The sequence below is a fragment of the Mycobacterium numidiamassiliense genome (genome assembly GCF_900157365.1).
GTDB lineage: Bacteria > Actinomycetota > Actinomycetes > Mycobacteriales > Mycobacteriaceae > Mycobacterium > Mycobacterium numidiamassiliense.
In genome coordinates this window covers 1,453,520-1,469,106 of record NZ_FUEZ01000004.1, presented here as the reverse complement: position 1 = coordinate 1,469,106, position 15,587 = coordinate 1,453,520, and the positions used below count along the sequence as shown (strand labels likewise).

The window sequence follows — 15,587 nt, the reverse complement described above, 5'->3', positions numbered from 1 at the left end:
CTAGCCTGCCTGTCGGACCGGCGACAGTCATTGCAACTCAACTCCAGGCGATGGATTTGAGTTCGGTGAACTCCTCGATCCCGTGGTGGCCCCATTCCCGGCCGACGCCGCTCTGCTTGAATCCGCCGAAGACACCGGTGATGCCCACACCGCTGGGCTGATCGACTGACCAGCCAGGGCCAGAGCTGCCCAGGGCCTCGGTGTTAACAGTGGGCGAACCGACCGTCTGCACCGAGACGTTTCCGGCCCGGATCTGGCGGGCGACGTTGAAGCCGCGCGCGGTATTGCCGGCGATGACGCCGCCACCGAGGCCGTAGATCGAATCGTTGGCGAGGCGGATCGCTTCGGCTTCGGTCTTGTAGGTGATCACGGTGAGGACCGGACCAAAGATTTCCTCCTGGGCAATCCGCATGTCGTTGCGGGCGTTGATGAATAGCGTCGGCTCGTAGAAAAAACCCTTAGCCAGGTGCGCGGGACGTTTGCCACCGAAGACGAGCTCGGCTCCCTCGTCGAGGCCGGACTGTACGTATGCCTCCACCCGGGCGCGCTGCCGCTCGCGGATCAACGGGCCGATCAGCGTGTCGGGCTCTCGGGGGTCGCCCACCTTGAGCGACGACGCCGACTTCTTGGCCCCGTCGACGTACGCGTCGAGCAGGTGCTCAGGTAGCAACATTCTGGTGTGGATGGCGCAGCCCTGCCCGGCGTGAATCATCGAGGTGATGATGCCCATGTTGGCGACGTGATCCTCAGGGACGTCGTTCAAGACGATCGACGCGCTTTTGCCGCCGAGCTCGAGCTGGAGGCGTTTGACCGTGGGCGCCGCGGCCGCCATGATGGCCCGCCCGGTCGCGGTGGAGCCGGTGAACGTCACCATGTCGACCAGCGGGTGAGTGGTCATCTCCTCGCCGACTTCTGGACCGCCGGCGATCACGTTCAGCACGCCGGGTGGAAGGTCGGCATCCTGAGCTGCTTTGGCGATCTCGAAAGCATCCAGTGGCGTCCACTGGTGTGGCTTGAGCACGACGGTGCAGCCGGCCGCCAAAGCCGGCAGGACCTTCACGATGTTGAGAAAGAACGGGAAATTGAACGGGGTAATCGCGGCCACCACTCCGACCGGCTCCCGGACGACGGCATGCCCGGCCATCCCGGTCGGGCCCCCGGCCGGCGGCGACACCTCCGTCCAGCGCACCGCGAACTCCATGGCCTCGGCGATCCAATCGGCGATGTCGATGGTGCCGCGGACCTGAATGATGTCAGCGAGGAAGCCGACCGACCCAGACTCGGCCATCACCAACTTCTTGAGGAAATCGTGGCGCTTGTCGAGGATCGCGGCGAACCAGCGTAGCACGGCGGCGCGTTCTCGAGGCGACGTCCGTGACCAGGGCCCGTCATCGAAGGCCCGTCGCGCCGCCACGATGGCGGCATGGGTGGCCTTGAGGCCAGCATCGGGAACCGAGCCGATGACCTCCTCGGTGGCCGGGTCGATGACCTCGATGACCCCGACTGTGTCGTCGGCCGTCCAGGCGCCGTCGATGAGCAAGTTGTCGTAATCCCACCGGTCACTCACCGCGTACTACCTCCCACTCGCAAGACTTCGACGCACACTGCAGCGCGAACGCCGGCTTACTGCAACAGACATAATCGTGTCAGAGGACGCTAGCAGCGCTATCCCAATTAGGAGAATATTATGTTTCTCAATTAGCACCTGATATATCTTCTTTAAGGCAGACAACATTTTCCAAGATGCCGGAGGAACGATGGAAGACGTACTGGGATATGCGGGACGCCATGTAGTGGTTACCGGCGCCGCATCAGGCATGGGCGCCGCGACAGCAACAACCCTGACCAAGCTCGGAGCACGGGTCACTGCGCTCGACGTGCGGCCCACCGACCTTCCGGTCGACCGGGTCGTCGAGGTGGACCTGCGGGATCGCGCCTCCATCGAGCGGGCAGCCGAATCCATTAAGGGACCGGTGGATGGCTATTTCGGCTGCGCGGGCCTGCCTGGACCGCCGTTCTCCGGCCTCGACGTGTTGCTGGTCAACTTCGTGGGTGCTCGGCATCTGGTGAACCTGGTCCTGCCCAAGATTCCGGCAGGCGGGGCGGTCGCCGTGGTCGCCTCCAATGCCGCTATGGGATGGCAACTGGAGCTCGAGCAGCTGACGGAACTGGTGTCCACCGACGGATTCGATGAAGGCAAGCGGTGGTGCGAAGCCAATGACGCGATGGGGGCCGTCGGGGCGTACCCGTTTTCAAAAAAGGCGATCAACGCCTGGGTCGGATCCCGGGCCGCCACGCTGATCACCGATGGCATCCGGCTCAACTGCATCAACCCCGGCCCGACAGACACAGCGATGCTGCCCCACTTCGTGGAATTCGCGGGGCAGAACATCATCGACGCCTTCGTCGGCCCGATCCGGCGGCGCTCAACCGCCGAGGAACAAGCGTGGCCGCTGATCTTCCTCAACAGCCCCCGATCGAGCTACATCAACGGCGAAGCACTGGTCACAGATGGCGGATTCTTCGGCGCCGTGCAATCCGGCCAGCTCGATCTCACCAAGATGTTCGCTGCCCCGGACACCACCGGCGCGCCTGAGCCACTCCGATGACCGCATCCACACGCAGTTGCCGCCGCGGTACCTGAACGACCCCGACGTCCGGGCCAGGCTGGGCGCCCTGCGCGTGACGCCATCGAGGCCCTCGAAGAGCCCGGCGTCATCGCGGAGGGTCTCAGTTCGCTCGCGGATGACCTGGTCAAACGCGGCCAATGCGCGCCGCTCGGACAGGCGATCTCGGACGCCATCGGGATCGATGGCCGCACCCGCGTGATGAAGTACCAGCCGCTATATTCGCGGGTAACAGACACTCCCGACGGCGTCGCGCTGAACTTCGCCCAACTCGAAATAAAAGCCGCTCCCGACCATGAGGACGCATTGCAATTTCTGTCGAAAAGCACTGAGCCGTTTCGGGTTTGCGAGCTACCGGGGCTGTCCGCGGAGCAGCAGACGGAACTGGCCAGATCGCTGATCATGGCTGGATTCCTTGTTCGGCTGCCCGTCGGGCCCGGCTCAGAGCCAGACACATAAGACCCGTCGAGCTACTCAAACTCTGTGGTGTTCAAGGGATTTGAACTCCGGCGCCTTCCCGGTACCCCGGGGGTTGGTATGCCAAAAGTCTGCCTCAGTAATAGGTACCGGGCGCGGCTGCTCCGCCCGGCGGTTGGTAGCCAGCGGCTGAATTCCGCAGCTGCCATATCAGCTCGGGGCACAGCAAGTTGACCGCATAGGAGACCAGATAATTGGCCGCGAACTCATCGTTTGGGGTCACGTCGCTCTTCACGTCACCCATAACCTGCGCGTACGCTTCGCCCCGGCCGACCTTGTCGCAGATCCCGTGGCCGTAGGCAAGCGCGTCGTTGTTCGGAAAGCCGTAATGCCGCCGCACCACCACGTCGTAGACATACTCGACCTCGGGCGCCGGTACCGCACGCGCCGGCGGTGCCAGTGTCAGCGGGACCCCGCTGACGGCAGTTGCGGCGACAATCACAGCGACGAGCGACCGACGAAAAGTGGTCCTCTGTCGACCTGCTGATCCGACCGGGCTTCGCGCGGCTATCGGCATACACCGAGACATTAAACTATATAACGGATAAGATCTAGCGGTTTCACCGTCGCCGGGACGACGTGTACACCGGAGGACGCGAGCGATGAGTTACCGATGAACTGCACGCCTGGGTGCGTGCGCACATAACTCACGCTGATCCGGTGTGCTGACGCTTCAGGTGTGTTGCACGAAGGGTGGCACGATCGAGCTTGCCTGCGCTGTTGACCGGCAGCTCGGCGACCGTGTACCAGTAACGCGGGATCTTGAAGCCAGCCAGCGTGACGCGGGCGAAGGAACGTAGTTCCTCGGGCCGCGGCGGACGAGTCGAATCCGCGGGCACGACAAACGCGGCCAAGGTTTCTCCGAGTCGTGGATCCGGCACACCCACCACGCCGACCGCGGCGACCGCGGGGTGGGCACCGAGCACATTCTCGACTTCCACCGGATAGATGTTCTCCCCGCCGCGAACCACCATGTCGTGCCGACGACCGCAAAGACGGAGATAACCGTCGGCATCCAGCACACCCAGATCGCCGGTGCGCAACCATCCGTCGGCGCCTTGGACGGAAAGGTGCGTCGCGGAGGCGAACACTTCGCCGATTCCAGCCCGGTCCGGCTCGTCGATGTGCAGACGAAGGCCGCTCACCGGCCGGCCCACACTGGACAGAACGTCGGGATCTTTGGCCGCAGCCAGCCGATGATCATCTGGGCTCAGGCTGGTGATCGGGCTGCCCTCGGTTTGGCCGTAGAGGCTGACCATCGCGACGTCGGGCAGCACGTCAAGAACGCGTCGCAACGTGTCGACGCTGATCGGCGAGGCGCCATAGATCAACGTCTTGAGCGGAACTGCGTCGAGAAGTCCCTCGCTGAGCAACATCTCGATCATGGTCGGCACGAGCAGGCAGTGGGTGGCGTGAAGTTGCTTCAGGTTGCGCCACCAATCGAAGGAGAATCTCGTGGTACAGATAACTGCCGCCCCGGCCGTAAGCGCCACCAGGATGTTGCCCAGACCACCGATGTGATGTAGCGGCGAACCGGTTGCATAACGGTCGTCGGGGCCAATGCCGATCAGGCGACGTAAAAGCGCGGCGCGCGCGTCAAGCACTCCCTCGCTCAGCGAAACTCGCTTGGGAACTCCGGTGGTTCCCGCGGTGTGCAGGTAGATCGCCGTGGGACCGGGTTCCGGATGCAGCGGACGCCTCGACACCGGCAAGAAAGGTATTGTCACCGCACGGATTTCGACCGCGTCGGCAACGTGTCGAGCCGTCTCGGCGAACGCGGCCTCGGCGAGTAACACCGACGAGCCGCTTCGACGCACCGTCTCGGCCAGTTCTGCGGAAGTATGCCGCGGCCCAAGCGGAGCCAGCGGTCTGTCGACGGCGGCACCGCCGAATAGCAGTGCAAGCGCGTCGGCATTAGTGGTGAGCAACGCGGGGATCGGCTGACCTGAGTGGACTTCGAGGTCGACGAGCAGGTCCGCGGCCGCGACGGCCTTTCCGATCAGTTCACGACCGCTAACGGAGCCGGCGTCGCCTATGACAGCTGCACGTTCACTGCGCTCGTGGACTGCGGAGATCCGCTCGAGCCATGTCATCCCAGCGGTTGAACCGCACTAGGGCGAGCAGCTATCAACGTCTCTCCTCGTCGGTTTTGTCAAAGCGATAAATAGTTTACTGTTTGTGTGAATTGATGCGAAGGAGGGCACGGTAACGTGCGGATCATCGTCACAGGCGGAAATAGTGGCGTCGGGAAAGCCACCGCGCACGCCATGGCCGCTGCCGGCCACGAAGTGATCATCGCGTGCCGGACCCCGGCAAAGGCGTACGAAGCCGCGGCGTCGATGCCCGGCGAAGTCGAGGTACGTGAGCTGGATCTAGCCGACCTCACCAGCGTGCGCAAGTTCACCGACACCGTCGACTACGTCGACGTGCTGGTGAACAACGCCGGCGTGTTGGGCTTGCCGCTGACCCGCACGGCCGACGGCTTCGAGGCTCACATGGGCACCAACCACCTTGGCCACTTCGCGTTGACATGTCTACTCGGCGACCGGATCCGCGACCGTGTCGTGGCGGTGGCCAGCACCAACTACAACACCGCCCGCATGCAGTTCGATGACCTCAACTACCACCGGCGCCGCTACAACCCATGGTCGGCTTACGGGGAGTCCAAGCTGGCCAACCTGCTGTTCGTTCGGGAGTTGGTCGCCCGCGGAAAGACCGCCTACGCCTCCGATCCCGGCATGACCGACACCGGCATCACTCGCAACGGTTCGGGTGTACTGCAGTGGGCGGGCCGTGTGCTCTCGCCGCGTATCGCGCAGAGCCCGGCCGACGGTGCTCGCTCGACTATTCAGGCGATCACCACGACCTTGCCCAACGGCACCTACATCGCGCCGCGCGGCCTGATGCACCAGTGGGGCCGACCGAAGCCGACCAAACTCAAAGACAAGGCCCGCGATGCCGAAAGCGCGCGACGGCTGTGGGATACCTCGGTGGAGTTGACCGGTTGCGAGTGGCAGGACAGAGGTCCGTGACCGTCGAGCGGCTGCTGCCGACACCGGAAGCACGCGAGTTGGTTTCCCTCGCGGCCGACGTCGCCGACAAGGTGCTCGATCCGATCGTCGACGAGCATGAGAAGAACGAGACGTATCCCGAAGGTGTTTTCGCGACTCTGGGTGAGACCGGGCTGCTGACGCTGCCGCACCCGCAGGAATGGGGCGGCGGCGGGCAACCATACGAGGTGTACCTACAGGTTCTCGAGGAATTGGCGGCTCGGTGGGCGGCAGTCGCCGTAGCCGTCAGCGTTCACGTCCTGTCCTGCCATCCAATGATCGCGTTCGGCACCGCCGAGCAACAACAGCAGTGGCTGCCAAGCATGCTGAGCGGTCACACGATCGGTGCCTACAGCCTGTCCGAGCCACAGGCCGGCTCCGACGCCGCCGCACTGAACTGTAAGGCCGCCGCGATCGACGGCGGTTACCGCATCAACGGCGCCAAGGCCTGGATCACCCATGGCGGCATCGCAGATTTCTACAGCCTATTCGCCCGCACCGGTGAAGGTGGACAAGGTATTTCGTGTTTTCTAGTCGATAAGAACACAGACGGACTCACGTTCGGCAAACCCGAGGAGAAGATGGGCTTGCATGCCATCCCGACCACCACGGCGCACTACGACGATGCGTTTGTGCCTGCCCAACGCCGTATCGGCGTCGAAGGCCAAGGACTCCAGATCGCCTTCAGCGCATTGGATTCCGGGCGCCTGGGCATCGCGGCGGTGGCCGTCGGGCTGGCGCAGGCAGCACTCGACGAGGCGGTTTCCTACGCCCATCAACGAACGACTTTCGGCCGCAAGATCATCGATCATCAAGGCCTGGCGTTCCTGCTGGCCGATATGGCCGCCGCGGTCGACTCTGCACGCGCCACATACCTGGACGCGACGCGCCGCCGCGACGCCGGACTCCCCTATTCGCGCAACGCTTCAGTGGCGAAGCTGATTGCCACCGACGCCGCAATGAAGGTCACCACCGATGCCGTCCAGGTTTTCGGCGGCTACGGCTACACCAGGGATTACCGTGTCGAGCGCTACATGCGCGAAGCCAAGATCACCCAGATCTTCGAAGGCACCAACCAGATTCAGCGGCTGGTCATCGGCCGATCGTTGGTCGCCTCATGACTTATCAACGCCCCCAGTTGCGATTAGCACCCAGCCCTACCGCAGAGTCCCATGCGTTCTGGACCGGTGGTCGCAACGGCGAGTTGCTGATCACCCGCTGCCACGGTTGCGGCCACTTCTTCCACCCGCCGGGGCCGGCGTGTTGGCGTTGCCGCAGTACCGATGTTGCACCAGAACCCGTTTCGGGGCAGGCAGTCGTCGCGGCGTATACGGTGAACCGCCAAAACTGGATTCCTGGTCTTGACCCGCCTTACATTGTCGCGATGGTCGAGCTTGCCGAGGAGCCCGATACCCGGCTGATGTCCAACGTGGTCGACGTCGCTCCGGACGCGATCAGCATCGGGATGGCCGTCGAGGTCTTCTTCGAAGACTGGACCGCGATGTCGGGCGAGGAACACAGCCGGGTGTGGCTTCCGCTGTTTCGTCCGGTCAAACCGACGTAAAAGTGCGAAACCGACTCGCGGCCAAGGCTTCGGTGCTAGTGTGACAGTCAACTGTCATACTTGAGTCTCAACGATGAGGATTGCGATGACCGGCCAAGCCCTGCACGTCACGCTTCAGTCCGCCGACGACATCACGCCCGACGTTTTGACGTCGCTGATACGTCGACACGATCCCGCCGCGACGGTTACCGGCGTCACGATTGGGCACACCTGGCAGGGCACCACGTCGCACCTTCACCTCGACGTGAAATACGCAGATCCAGATACCCGACTTCCGGAGCGGCTCTTCATCAAGACGCAATTGGGCACGGTGCACGACCTGCCGGAGGCGTTCGACGAATCGTTGTCCGAAGGCGGTGGCGGAACCGTGTTGTATGACGACGAGACAAGGTTTTACCGCGACCTGCGTCCGGACCTGAACGTCGAGACAATGACGACCTTCTTCGCCGACCACCTCGATGGCCCGTCGCAGTTTCTGATCCTCGGAGAGGACATCACCCTGCGCGGCGCGCAGGTCCCCGACGCGGTGACTGGCCTTACCGTCGAGCAGGCCGACGCGCTGCTCACAACGTTGAGCCAACTGCACGCTCCGTTCTGGGGCAGCCGACGGCTGGTCGCGGGCGGCGACCTGTCCTGGCTACAGGATCCCGTCACCGGTGGATTTGCACACTTTCTGCGCGACAACGGGTTTACGATAATCCGCGCGCTGATGGAGGCCCCGTACAAGAAGGCCCTCATGGATACAGCGGGCACCGACATGGACGGGATGGAGTCGGCGTTCTGGAGACTCCAGGAGCGGGTGGCCCGCGACCCGATCACGGTGCTGCACGGCGACCCGCATCCGCGCAACACGTATATGCTGCCCGATGGCCGGGTGGGTGTCCTTGACTGGCAACTGATTCGGCGCGGATCGTGGTCACACGACATCGGTTACGCGTTGATCGCAGCACTGTCCCCGGAGCTTCGGCGGGCCCATGAGCGCGAGCTGCTGGACAACTACCGCGGTCGGCTGCTCGACGCCGGTGTCACTGCGCTACCCGACCGCGAGGCGATGTGGACTGCGTATCGCGAGAGCCCGGCTTGGGGCTTCTGCATGTGGGCGATCGCGCCCGACCAGATGTACTCGGTCGAGGTCGTCGGCGCGGTGCTCGGCCGCTTCGCCGAGGCCTATTCCGACCTGGGCACCGGTACGCTGTTGCGCTGACTGCAGTCAGGTCATGTTCATGCCGGCATCGAGCATCAGCGTCGTGCCCGTGTAATATCGCCCACTGTCCGAGACCAGGAACAACACCGTCTCCGAGACGTCGGACGGTTCGATCACCGTTACCGGTAGGGCGTTGGTCATCGCCTTGGCGAGATGCTCGTTCTGGGCGATCACCTCGAACAGCGCCGGATTCTCCACGATCATCGAGGTGTTGACACCGGTCGGTGCGATCGCCATGACACGGATGTTCTTGGCCGCCATACGCTGTGCGTAGGCCCGTACCAGTCCAGTGACGCCGATTTTGGCCGCGGCGTATGCGTCCGCGCCGCCGCTGCCGTCAGTCAGTGCCTTCAGACCAGCCATCGAGCTGGTGGCGACAATGGCACCGCCGCGATCGGACTTCATCATGTGGGCGCTAGCGATCTGCAGGGTGTTCCACACACCGGTGAGTAGCACGCCGATGCCGAGCTCCCACGCCGCCTCGGGATCGGGCTCGTCAACCCGGTTCAGTACGATCCCCGCGTTCGCCACCACCGTATCTATGTAGCCGAATTCTGCGACGCCATCGTCGAAGGCAGCCTGTAGTGCTTTGCGGTCGCGGACGTCAGCCTGACGGGCGATCATCCGCTGACCGGTCTTCTCCACCAAGTTGACGGTCTCGTCAAGGTCTTCCGGCGTGGCCATCGCATACAGCACGCCGTCGAGTTGGCGGCAGATGTCGACACCAACAATATCCGCACCTTCCTCGGCTAACCGGACAGCGTGTGACCGCCCCTGGCCCTTGCCAGCTCCGGTGATGAAGGCGACGCGACCGTCCATTCTGCCCATTTGCTGCTCCCAGCCTTTACTTGATGACGAATTCGGGTATGCGATAACCGCTTTCGCCGAGGTCGACGATGCGCATCCGCACCGGCTGCCCGATCCGGACATCGGCGGGATCGACATCGATGACCGCGTTGATCCGCAATCCCGGCTGCTCGGCCAGTTCGACGAGCCCGACGACATGGGGGGGCACGCGGCCGGGTACGAGGGCCTGGCGGATCACGATGTAGCTGAAGATCGTGCCGTTGCCGCTGACTTCCTCGAAGTGCACGGGCCCACCGGTGTACCGGCTGCGTTCCAACGGCGGGTGGATCCACTTCCCGGTATCGTCGCAGCGGCACAACATCAACTTGCCATTCTTCAGGCCCTGCCAGTACGGCGCCGAGTCAGGGTCGGGCACCGGAATTGGTGCCGCCAGTACAGGATTCGTCATGGGTGCTCCCTGCTGTAGACGTTGGCCCCGCCGAACGGGCCCGCACCAGCGGTCACGAGCGCGAGTTCGGCATTATCAACCTGACGGACACCAGCCGCGTGCCGAAGTTGCAGCGCTGCCTCGTAATGGTGGTTGAGGCCATGGATATAGCCCTCGGACAGCAGACCACCGTGCGGGTTGACTACCACGTCGCCGCCATAGGTGGCGCGCCCGGTCGAAAAGAACTTGCCGACTTCCCCCTTCTCGCAGAAGCCGAAGCCCTCCATGGTGGCCATCACCGTGTAGGTGAAGCAGTCGTACATGCAGGCCAGGTCCATGTCGGCGGGAGTCAGACCCGTCTTCTGCCAGATCTTCGGACCTGCCGTGCGAGAGAACATCTCGGTGGGATCGTCCCACTCGCTCCAGCCGGCTCCACCCTGTGAGTTCGATGATCCGACGAGCCACATCGGGGGCTGCTTGGTGTTTCTGGCGATGTCCTCGCCGACGATCAGCACCGCTACAGCGCCGTCGACCTCGGATGTGCAATCCAATACCCGGAACGGCTCGTTGATCCAACGCGACGCCAGATATTCGTCCATGGAAAGCGGTTCGCGCCGCAGCGCATGTTCGTTGGGTCCGGCGTGCGTGCGCTGGGTGATGGCGATCTGCCCCAGATCTTCTGAGGTCGAGCCGTATTCGTGCTGATGACGTCTAGCCCACATGGCGATCCACTGAGGGGGCACGAGAAAGCCCGATACCGTATCGAATTGATCGTGGTGCGGCACCTGCATCGGTCCGTCGACGTGGCCGAAGCGGTGCCCGGAGCGGCCGTTGAGCGAGCGGTACACCAGCACCGCCTTGCACAAGCCCGCCTCGATCACGGCTGCGGCCGTGGCAATCTGGTCGGCAACGAGGTTGCCGCCGCCGTACATGGCGTTGGCCCAAGCTAATTCGTCGATCCCTAGCGCCCACCCGACGTAGATGGGCTGCTCGGAGTCGTTGACCATGTACGTGCAGATTCCATCGACGTCGGCGGCCGTCAGACCGGCGTCGGCGATGGCGTCCCGGCAGGCAGCGACGGCCATTCCGCGGGTCGTGCGGCCGGAGTTGCGGGAATATTCGGTACGGCCGATCCCGACGACGGCACATGTCATATGACGCTCCGATCTATTTAGGCGCCGGATCGCGCGGCAGGCCCAGGATGCGCTCGGCGATCAGGTTTCTGACGATTTCCGACGTGCCGCCCGCAATCGTCAGACATCGGCTGAACAGATAGTCGTGTACGACGTCGGGTTCCTCACCCACCAGGATGGCCCGGTCGGCAATACGCAGTGCCAACTCTGCCACCCGCTGGGCGTGCTCGGCCCCGAACAGCTTGGCGATGTTGCCTTCGATTCCGGGTCCGACGTCAAAGACCGCCCTCGCCGCCTGCCGCAGGTTCAGCGTGGCCAAGGTATACGACTCGATGAGCAGCGCACCGACGTCACGTGCCGAGCCGGTGTCGTCGGGCCGGTGCCGAGCCAACAGATCGATCAAAGCGTCGGCGGTCATGGTGACAGAGCCACCGCCGATCGACACCCGCTCGTTGCCGAAGGCTGCCATCGCCACGCTCCACCCGTCGTTCACACCGCCGACCACGTCGCGATCGGGCACGAAGACGTCGTCGAAGAACACCTCGTTGAACAGCGTCTCGCCGGTGATCTCGGTGAGTGGACGAATCCGTACCGCCGGGTCGGCGAGGTCAATGATCATCGCCGTAATGCCCTTGTGCTTGCGCACATTCGGATCAGTGCGCACGGTGGCCAGCCCACGCTGGCAGTTCACCGCGTCACTGGTCCACACCTTCTGACCGCTGACCACCCAGCCGTCGTCGACTCGTTTCGCTTTGGTGGCAACAGCCGCCGCATCCGAGCCGGCGCCGGGCTCACTGAACAGCTGGCACCACCGCAGTTCACCCTCGAGGCTCGGCCAGATCAATCGGTCGAGTTGTTCGGTGCTTCCGTGTTGCAGTAGCGTCGGCACTACCCATTCGCCGAGTCCGAGGCTGGGTTTGTCCAACCCGTCCAGGGCGTCCTCGATGATCAACTGCTCGACGCTGTCCGCAGCTCGTCCGTATGGCGCGGGCCAGTGTGGTTGCAGATAACCGCTTCGCGCCCAGAGCCTTTGGTGGTCGTCGGCGTCGGCCGCCTCAAGTTCAGAGCGGAAATCCAGTGCGGCCTGGCGATACTGCTCGGCACCCTCGGGCAGGTCTACCGACTGGCGCCGGCGAACGCCCGCGCGCTGCAGCGCGATCACATTGTCCCGCAATGCATCCTGGTCGCCAGCGAAGGCCTGCAATACCGTCGCCCGCCTGATGTAGAGGTGGGCGTCGTGCTCCCAGGTATAGCCGATGCCGCCATGCACTTGCACGTTCTGCAGCGCCACCCGTTGATAAGCGGTCAGCGCATGTCCGGCAGCCATCGTCGCGGCCAGATCGGCCTCCGCGCCATCAGCGCGCGCGGCGTCCCAGGTGGCCGCGACTGCCAGTTCGGTATCGAGAAGCATGTTCGCGCAGTGATGTTTGACGGCCTGAAACGAGCCGATAGGCCTGCCGAATTGTTCGCGACCTGCGGCGTAGGCCGTCGCCATCTCGGTACACGCGCCCAGCCCGCCAACAGCTTCAGCGGCGGCCAGCAGCCGAAGGATGCGCCTCGCTATCCCGGCGGCGCCCGGGAAGATCTCGGCAGCCGGCGCGGCACTGAGGTTGACCACAACCACCGGGGCTAGCAGCTGATCCACCGAGTCGACGGTTCGGATGCTGATGCCGTCACCGGCCTCCACCAGGACAAGATCGTCGCCGGTCGGGAGCAGAAACAGATCTGCGCCTGCCTCGGCCAGTGCCGGCACAGCTGCGGCCGAGACTCTCGAATCACGAACGACGGCAACGCTATTGGTACCGATTCCGGCGACGACGTCACCGGATACCAGCCGCGGCAACCACAGCTCACGCTGGTCGTCGGACCCTGCCTCGGCGATCACGGCGGATACCGCGACCGTGGGCAGAAAGGGTCCGCCCACCGCGGCGCGACCGAGCTGCTCCAGCACGATGGTCAGTTCAGGCAGTCCGTAGCCCTGACCGTCGAACCGTTCGTCGACGTGCAGGCCAAGCCACCCGGTCGAGACCATCTCTTTCCAGAGTCCGTCGGTCGACCACCAGCGGCCGCTCCTTTCTGGGTCGAGCAGGATGCGGCGGGCACTCGCGGTGCCCGCGCGCCCGGCGACCATCGCGCGAGCCACTTCGGCGAGTGCGCGATGGTCTTCGGTTATCGCCAATGGCATTGGCAGCTCCTCGTTCTGTTCACCAAGACGTGCCGAACCGCTCGCGGTAGGTCACTGACGTCGCCGGGCGCCGGCGGGGTGGTGAGAGCTTGCGCGCGGGCAACCCTAGGTACACCGCAGCCATCGGGATCAGGTTCTGCGGCAGCTTCAGCAATTCGCGCACGCGATCGACGCCGAAGGTGGTCAGGCCAGTGGTTAGACATGAGCCATACCCCAGGTCGGCAGCGGCGAGAAGCATGTTCTGCACGGCCGGGTAGATGGAAGACGGCGCGTGAATCTCGGGCACCCGATCGGTATCGGCGCACACCACCACCACGACCGGAGCAGCGGCGAATCCGCCTTTGTTGAAGCCAAATTCAAGGTCGGCGACCAATACCTTGTCTTCGACGCTTTGCTTGACGAAGTCGCCGCCACCTGCGTTCCATGTCTCCGTCCACCAAGCTGCGAGCAGGGCGCGGTGGCTATCGTCGCGGACCACGATGAAGGTCCACGGCTGGGTGTTCTCTGCGCTCGGCGCGTGCACCGCGGCCGCCAGTATCTGCTCGACGTCAGAGTCAGGTACCTTGCCGTCCGGATCGAAGCGCCGACACGCGCGCTGCGCGTGGATGCCGGCGAGCAACTCGCCCACTAGCGCTCCGCCAGGACGCGTTCGCCGCGCGGGGCCCATCCGGTGAGAGACACCGTGGTCAGATCAAGCCACTCCCCCAATGACAGCGTTCCTGCCATGACGCGTTTTAGGAACTCCGCCATCACGATGTCGGGCTCGTTGTCCAGCTCGTAGATCACCATGTAACGGTGAGTCGGCGGCGGCAGCTGAGCGGGCAGGTCCTGGTCTTCGGGGACCTTCAGTTCGGTGATGTCGTAACGCTGTGCCGTAACGACTCCCGGAACGTCGAGAACCTCAGGCACGTGCTGAGTGTCGTACCACTTGTTGAATGCGTCGTCTTCGCCCTCGATCGGATTGGTGAGCGCAATGAACAGGTTCGGAGCCACGCAACACGCCTTTCGCAACAGCCAGGGGTTGCAGTCACACTATGACAGTCAACTGCCATAGTCAACGCCGGGCATGCGCCTTGACGTATGACAGTAGACTGCCATAATGAGGGCGTCGTGATCGACGTGCCGTCGGATCCTCCTGTCGGCGCTCCGCCACCGGGCCATGAAATCGGAAGGCGCCAGATGAGATTCGCCGTCTACCTGCCCAACTGTATGCACGTCGCCGCGATCACACAGCCGTGGGAGCACCAGCTCACCGGCGCCGACATCGCGCGAGTTGCCCAACAGGCCGAGCACCTAGGCTATTCGATGGTTTTCCTGCCCGAGCACTTCCTCACCCCGACTGGTCATCTCGAGTTGTCCGGGAACCACTACTTCGACGCAACCACCGCCCAGGCCTTCGTCGCGGGCGCCACCTCGACGATCACCATCGGGTCGATGGTCACGATCTTGCCGTTGCACAACCCGATCGTCGCCGCGAAGCAGATCGCAACGCTCGACTGGCTCAGTGGCGGTCGCGCCCAGACCACCGTCGGTGTCGGTTGGCTCAAAGAGGAGTATGACGCGATCGGTGTTCCCTTCAATAAGCGTGGCCGCTTGACCGATGAGTATCTCGAGGCGATGTTCGAGTTGTGGCACAGCGACTCGCCAAGCTTCGACGGCGACTTCGTCAAGTTCGACGACATCGCGTTCGGGCCCAAGCCGATCTCCAAACCCCACCCGACAGTGTGGATGGGCGGAGATGCCGACGCGGTGTTGCGCCGGGCGGCCCGGTTCGGCGACGGTTGGGCGCCTTGGCTGACCAAGCCCGACGAACTGCCGGCCAAGATGGACTACCTGCGCGCGCAGCCCGGGTTCGACGACCGGCCGTTCTCCCTGTTTTACAGCCTCGCGGTGTTGTCCATCGGTCAAGAGCACGTATTCGTCGACGACCCGAATGCGCATTTCGGCCAGAGCGCCCAGCAGGTGATCGACAACTGCAACATGCTGGCCGAGCGCGGCGTTACGGACACCTGGGTCAACCCGCCGGCACTGGATGGCTTCAATGCCTACCTCGACCATATGCAGTGGGTGGCGGAGGAAATCATCCCGAAGGTCGGATGAGTCTTCGCGCGAA

The 15,587-nt window shown here is 63.9% G+C and carries 16 protein-coding genes; 7 read left to right on the top strand and 9 right to left on the bottom strand.

What is annotated here, in order from left to right:
* Positions 1–37: 37 nt before the first annotated feature.
* Positions 38–1,567 carry an aldehyde dehydrogenase family protein gene (locus MNAB215_RS15660; protein WP_077079653.1) on the bottom strand — a complete coding sequence of 510 codons (1,530 nt, stop codon included), beginning with the start codon at positions 1,565–1,567 and terminating at the stop codon, positions 38–40.
* A gap of 190 nt (positions 1,568–1,757) precedes the next feature.
* On the opposite strand from MNAB215_RS15660, the gene MNAB215_RS15655 reads away from it, so the two are divergent.
* Both MNAB215_RS15655 and MNAB215_RS15650 read left to right on the top strand, forming a co-directional pair.
* Positions 1,758–2,609, top strand: coding sequence for an SDR family oxidoreductase (locus MNAB215_RS15655; RefSeq protein ID WP_077079652.1), 852 nt, complete (start codon positions 1,758–1,760; stop codon positions 2,607–2,609).
* A 216-nt stretch (positions 2,610–2,825) separates the two neighbouring features.
* The gene (locus tag MNAB215_RS15650; protein WP_165691577.1) at positions 2,826–3,086 is read left to right on the top strand and encodes a hypothetical protein; all 261 of its coding nucleotides are present in this window, start codon (positions 2,826–2,828) and stop codon (positions 3,084–3,086) included.
* A gap of 94 nt (positions 3,087–3,180) precedes the next feature.
* Here MNAB215_RS15650 and MNAB215_RS15645 read toward each other — a convergent pair whose 3' ends face one another.
* Both MNAB215_RS15645 and MNAB215_RS15640 read right to left on the bottom strand, forming a co-directional pair.
* Positions 3,181–3,546, bottom strand: a complete 366-nt coding sequence (locus MNAB215_RS15645; protein WP_077079650.1) for a DUF732 domain-containing protein — start codon at positions 3,544–3,546, stop codon at positions 3,181–3,183.
* 205 nt (positions 3,547–3,751) lie between these two features.
* Positions 3,752–5,197 carry a class I adenylate-forming enzyme family protein gene (locus MNAB215_RS15640; protein WP_077079649.1) on the bottom strand — a complete coding sequence of 482 codons (1,446 nt, stop codon included), beginning with the start codon at positions 5,195–5,197 and terminating at the stop codon, positions 3,752–3,754.
* Positions 5,198–5,314: 117 nt separating this feature from the next.
* On the opposite strand from MNAB215_RS15640, the gene MNAB215_RS15635 reads away from it, so the two are divergent.
* From MNAB215_RS15635 to MNAB215_RS15620, 4 genes are all read left to right on the top strand, one after another.
* Positions 5,315–6,136: an SDR family NAD(P)-dependent oxidoreductase gene (locus MNAB215_RS15635; RefSeq protein WP_077079648.1), complete on the top strand. Its 822-nt coding sequence runs from the start codon at positions 5,315–5,317 to the stop codon at positions 6,134–6,136.
* Positions 6,133–7,275 carry an acyl-CoA dehydrogenase family protein gene (locus MNAB215_RS15630; protein WP_077079647.1) on the top strand — a complete coding sequence of 381 codons (1,143 nt, stop codon included), beginning with the start codon at positions 6,133–6,135 and terminating at the stop codon, positions 7,273–7,275. The genes MNAB215_RS15635 and MNAB215_RS15630 overlap by 4 nt, the downstream gene beginning before the upstream one ends.
* The gene (locus MNAB215_RS15625) at positions 7,272–7,718 is read left to right on the top strand and encodes a Zn-ribbon domain-containing OB-fold protein (RefSeq protein WP_077079646.1); all 447 of its coding nucleotides are present in this window, start codon (positions 7,272–7,274) and stop codon (positions 7,716–7,718) included. Before MNAB215_RS15630 ends, MNAB215_RS15625 begins: the two co-directional genes overlap by 4 nt.
* 85 nt (positions 7,719–7,803) lie before the next feature.
* Positions 7,804–8,922, top strand: a complete 1,119-nt coding sequence (locus MNAB215_RS15620; RefSeq protein WP_077079645.1) for a phosphotransferase — start codon at positions 7,804–7,806, stop codon at positions 8,920–8,922.
* A 6-nt stretch (positions 8,923–8,928) separates the two neighbouring features.
* Here the strand turns inward: MNAB215_RS15620 and MNAB215_RS15615 are convergent, their stop codons facing one another.
* The 6 genes from MNAB215_RS15615 to MNAB215_RS15590 are packed head-to-tail and all read right to left on the bottom strand — an operon-like array spanning position 8,929 to position 14,467.
* A complete protein-coding gene (locus MNAB215_RS15615) occupies positions 8,929–9,750 on the bottom strand; it encodes a mycofactocin-coupled SDR family oxidoreductase (protein ID WP_077079644.1) in 822 nt (273 codons plus the stop codon).
* A 16-nt stretch (positions 9,751–9,766) separates the two neighbouring features.
* Positions 9,767–10,177, bottom strand: coding sequence for a Zn-ribbon domain-containing OB-fold protein (locus MNAB215_RS15610; protein WP_077079643.1), 411 nt, complete (start codon positions 10,175–10,177; stop codon positions 9,767–9,769).
* Entirely contained in the window at positions 10,174–11,310 is a 1,137-nt protein-coding gene (locus MNAB215_RS15605) for a thiolase C-terminal domain-containing protein (protein ID WP_077079642.1), read from the bottom strand. Before MNAB215_RS15605 ends, MNAB215_RS15610 begins: the two co-directional genes overlap by 4 nt.
* A gap of 13 nt (positions 11,311–11,323) precedes the next feature.
* Entirely contained in the window at positions 11,324–13,474 is a 2,151-nt protein-coding gene (locus MNAB215_RS15600) for an acyl-CoA dehydrogenase family protein (protein WP_077079641.1), read from the bottom strand.
* 19 nt (positions 13,475–13,493) lie between these two features.
* The gene (locus MNAB215_RS15595) at positions 13,494–14,102 is read right to left on the bottom strand and encodes a nitroreductase family protein (RefSeq protein WP_077079640.1); all 609 of its coding nucleotides are present in this window, start codon (positions 14,100–14,102) and stop codon (positions 13,494–13,496) included.
* Positions 14,102–14,467, bottom strand: a complete 366-nt coding sequence (locus MNAB215_RS15590; protein ID WP_077079639.1) for a DUF4286 family protein — start codon at positions 14,465–14,467, stop codon at positions 14,102–14,104. The genes MNAB215_RS15595 and MNAB215_RS15590 overlap by 1 nt, the downstream gene beginning before the upstream one ends.
* A gap of 186 nt (positions 14,468–14,653) precedes the next feature.
* On the opposite strand from MNAB215_RS15590, the gene MNAB215_RS15585 reads away from it, so the two are divergent.
* Positions 14,654–15,574, top strand: a complete 921-nt coding sequence (locus MNAB215_RS15585; protein ID WP_077079638.1) for a TIGR03619 family F420-dependent LLM class oxidoreductase — start codon at positions 14,654–14,656, stop codon at positions 15,572–15,574.
* Positions 15,575–15,587: the final 13 nt, after the last annotated feature.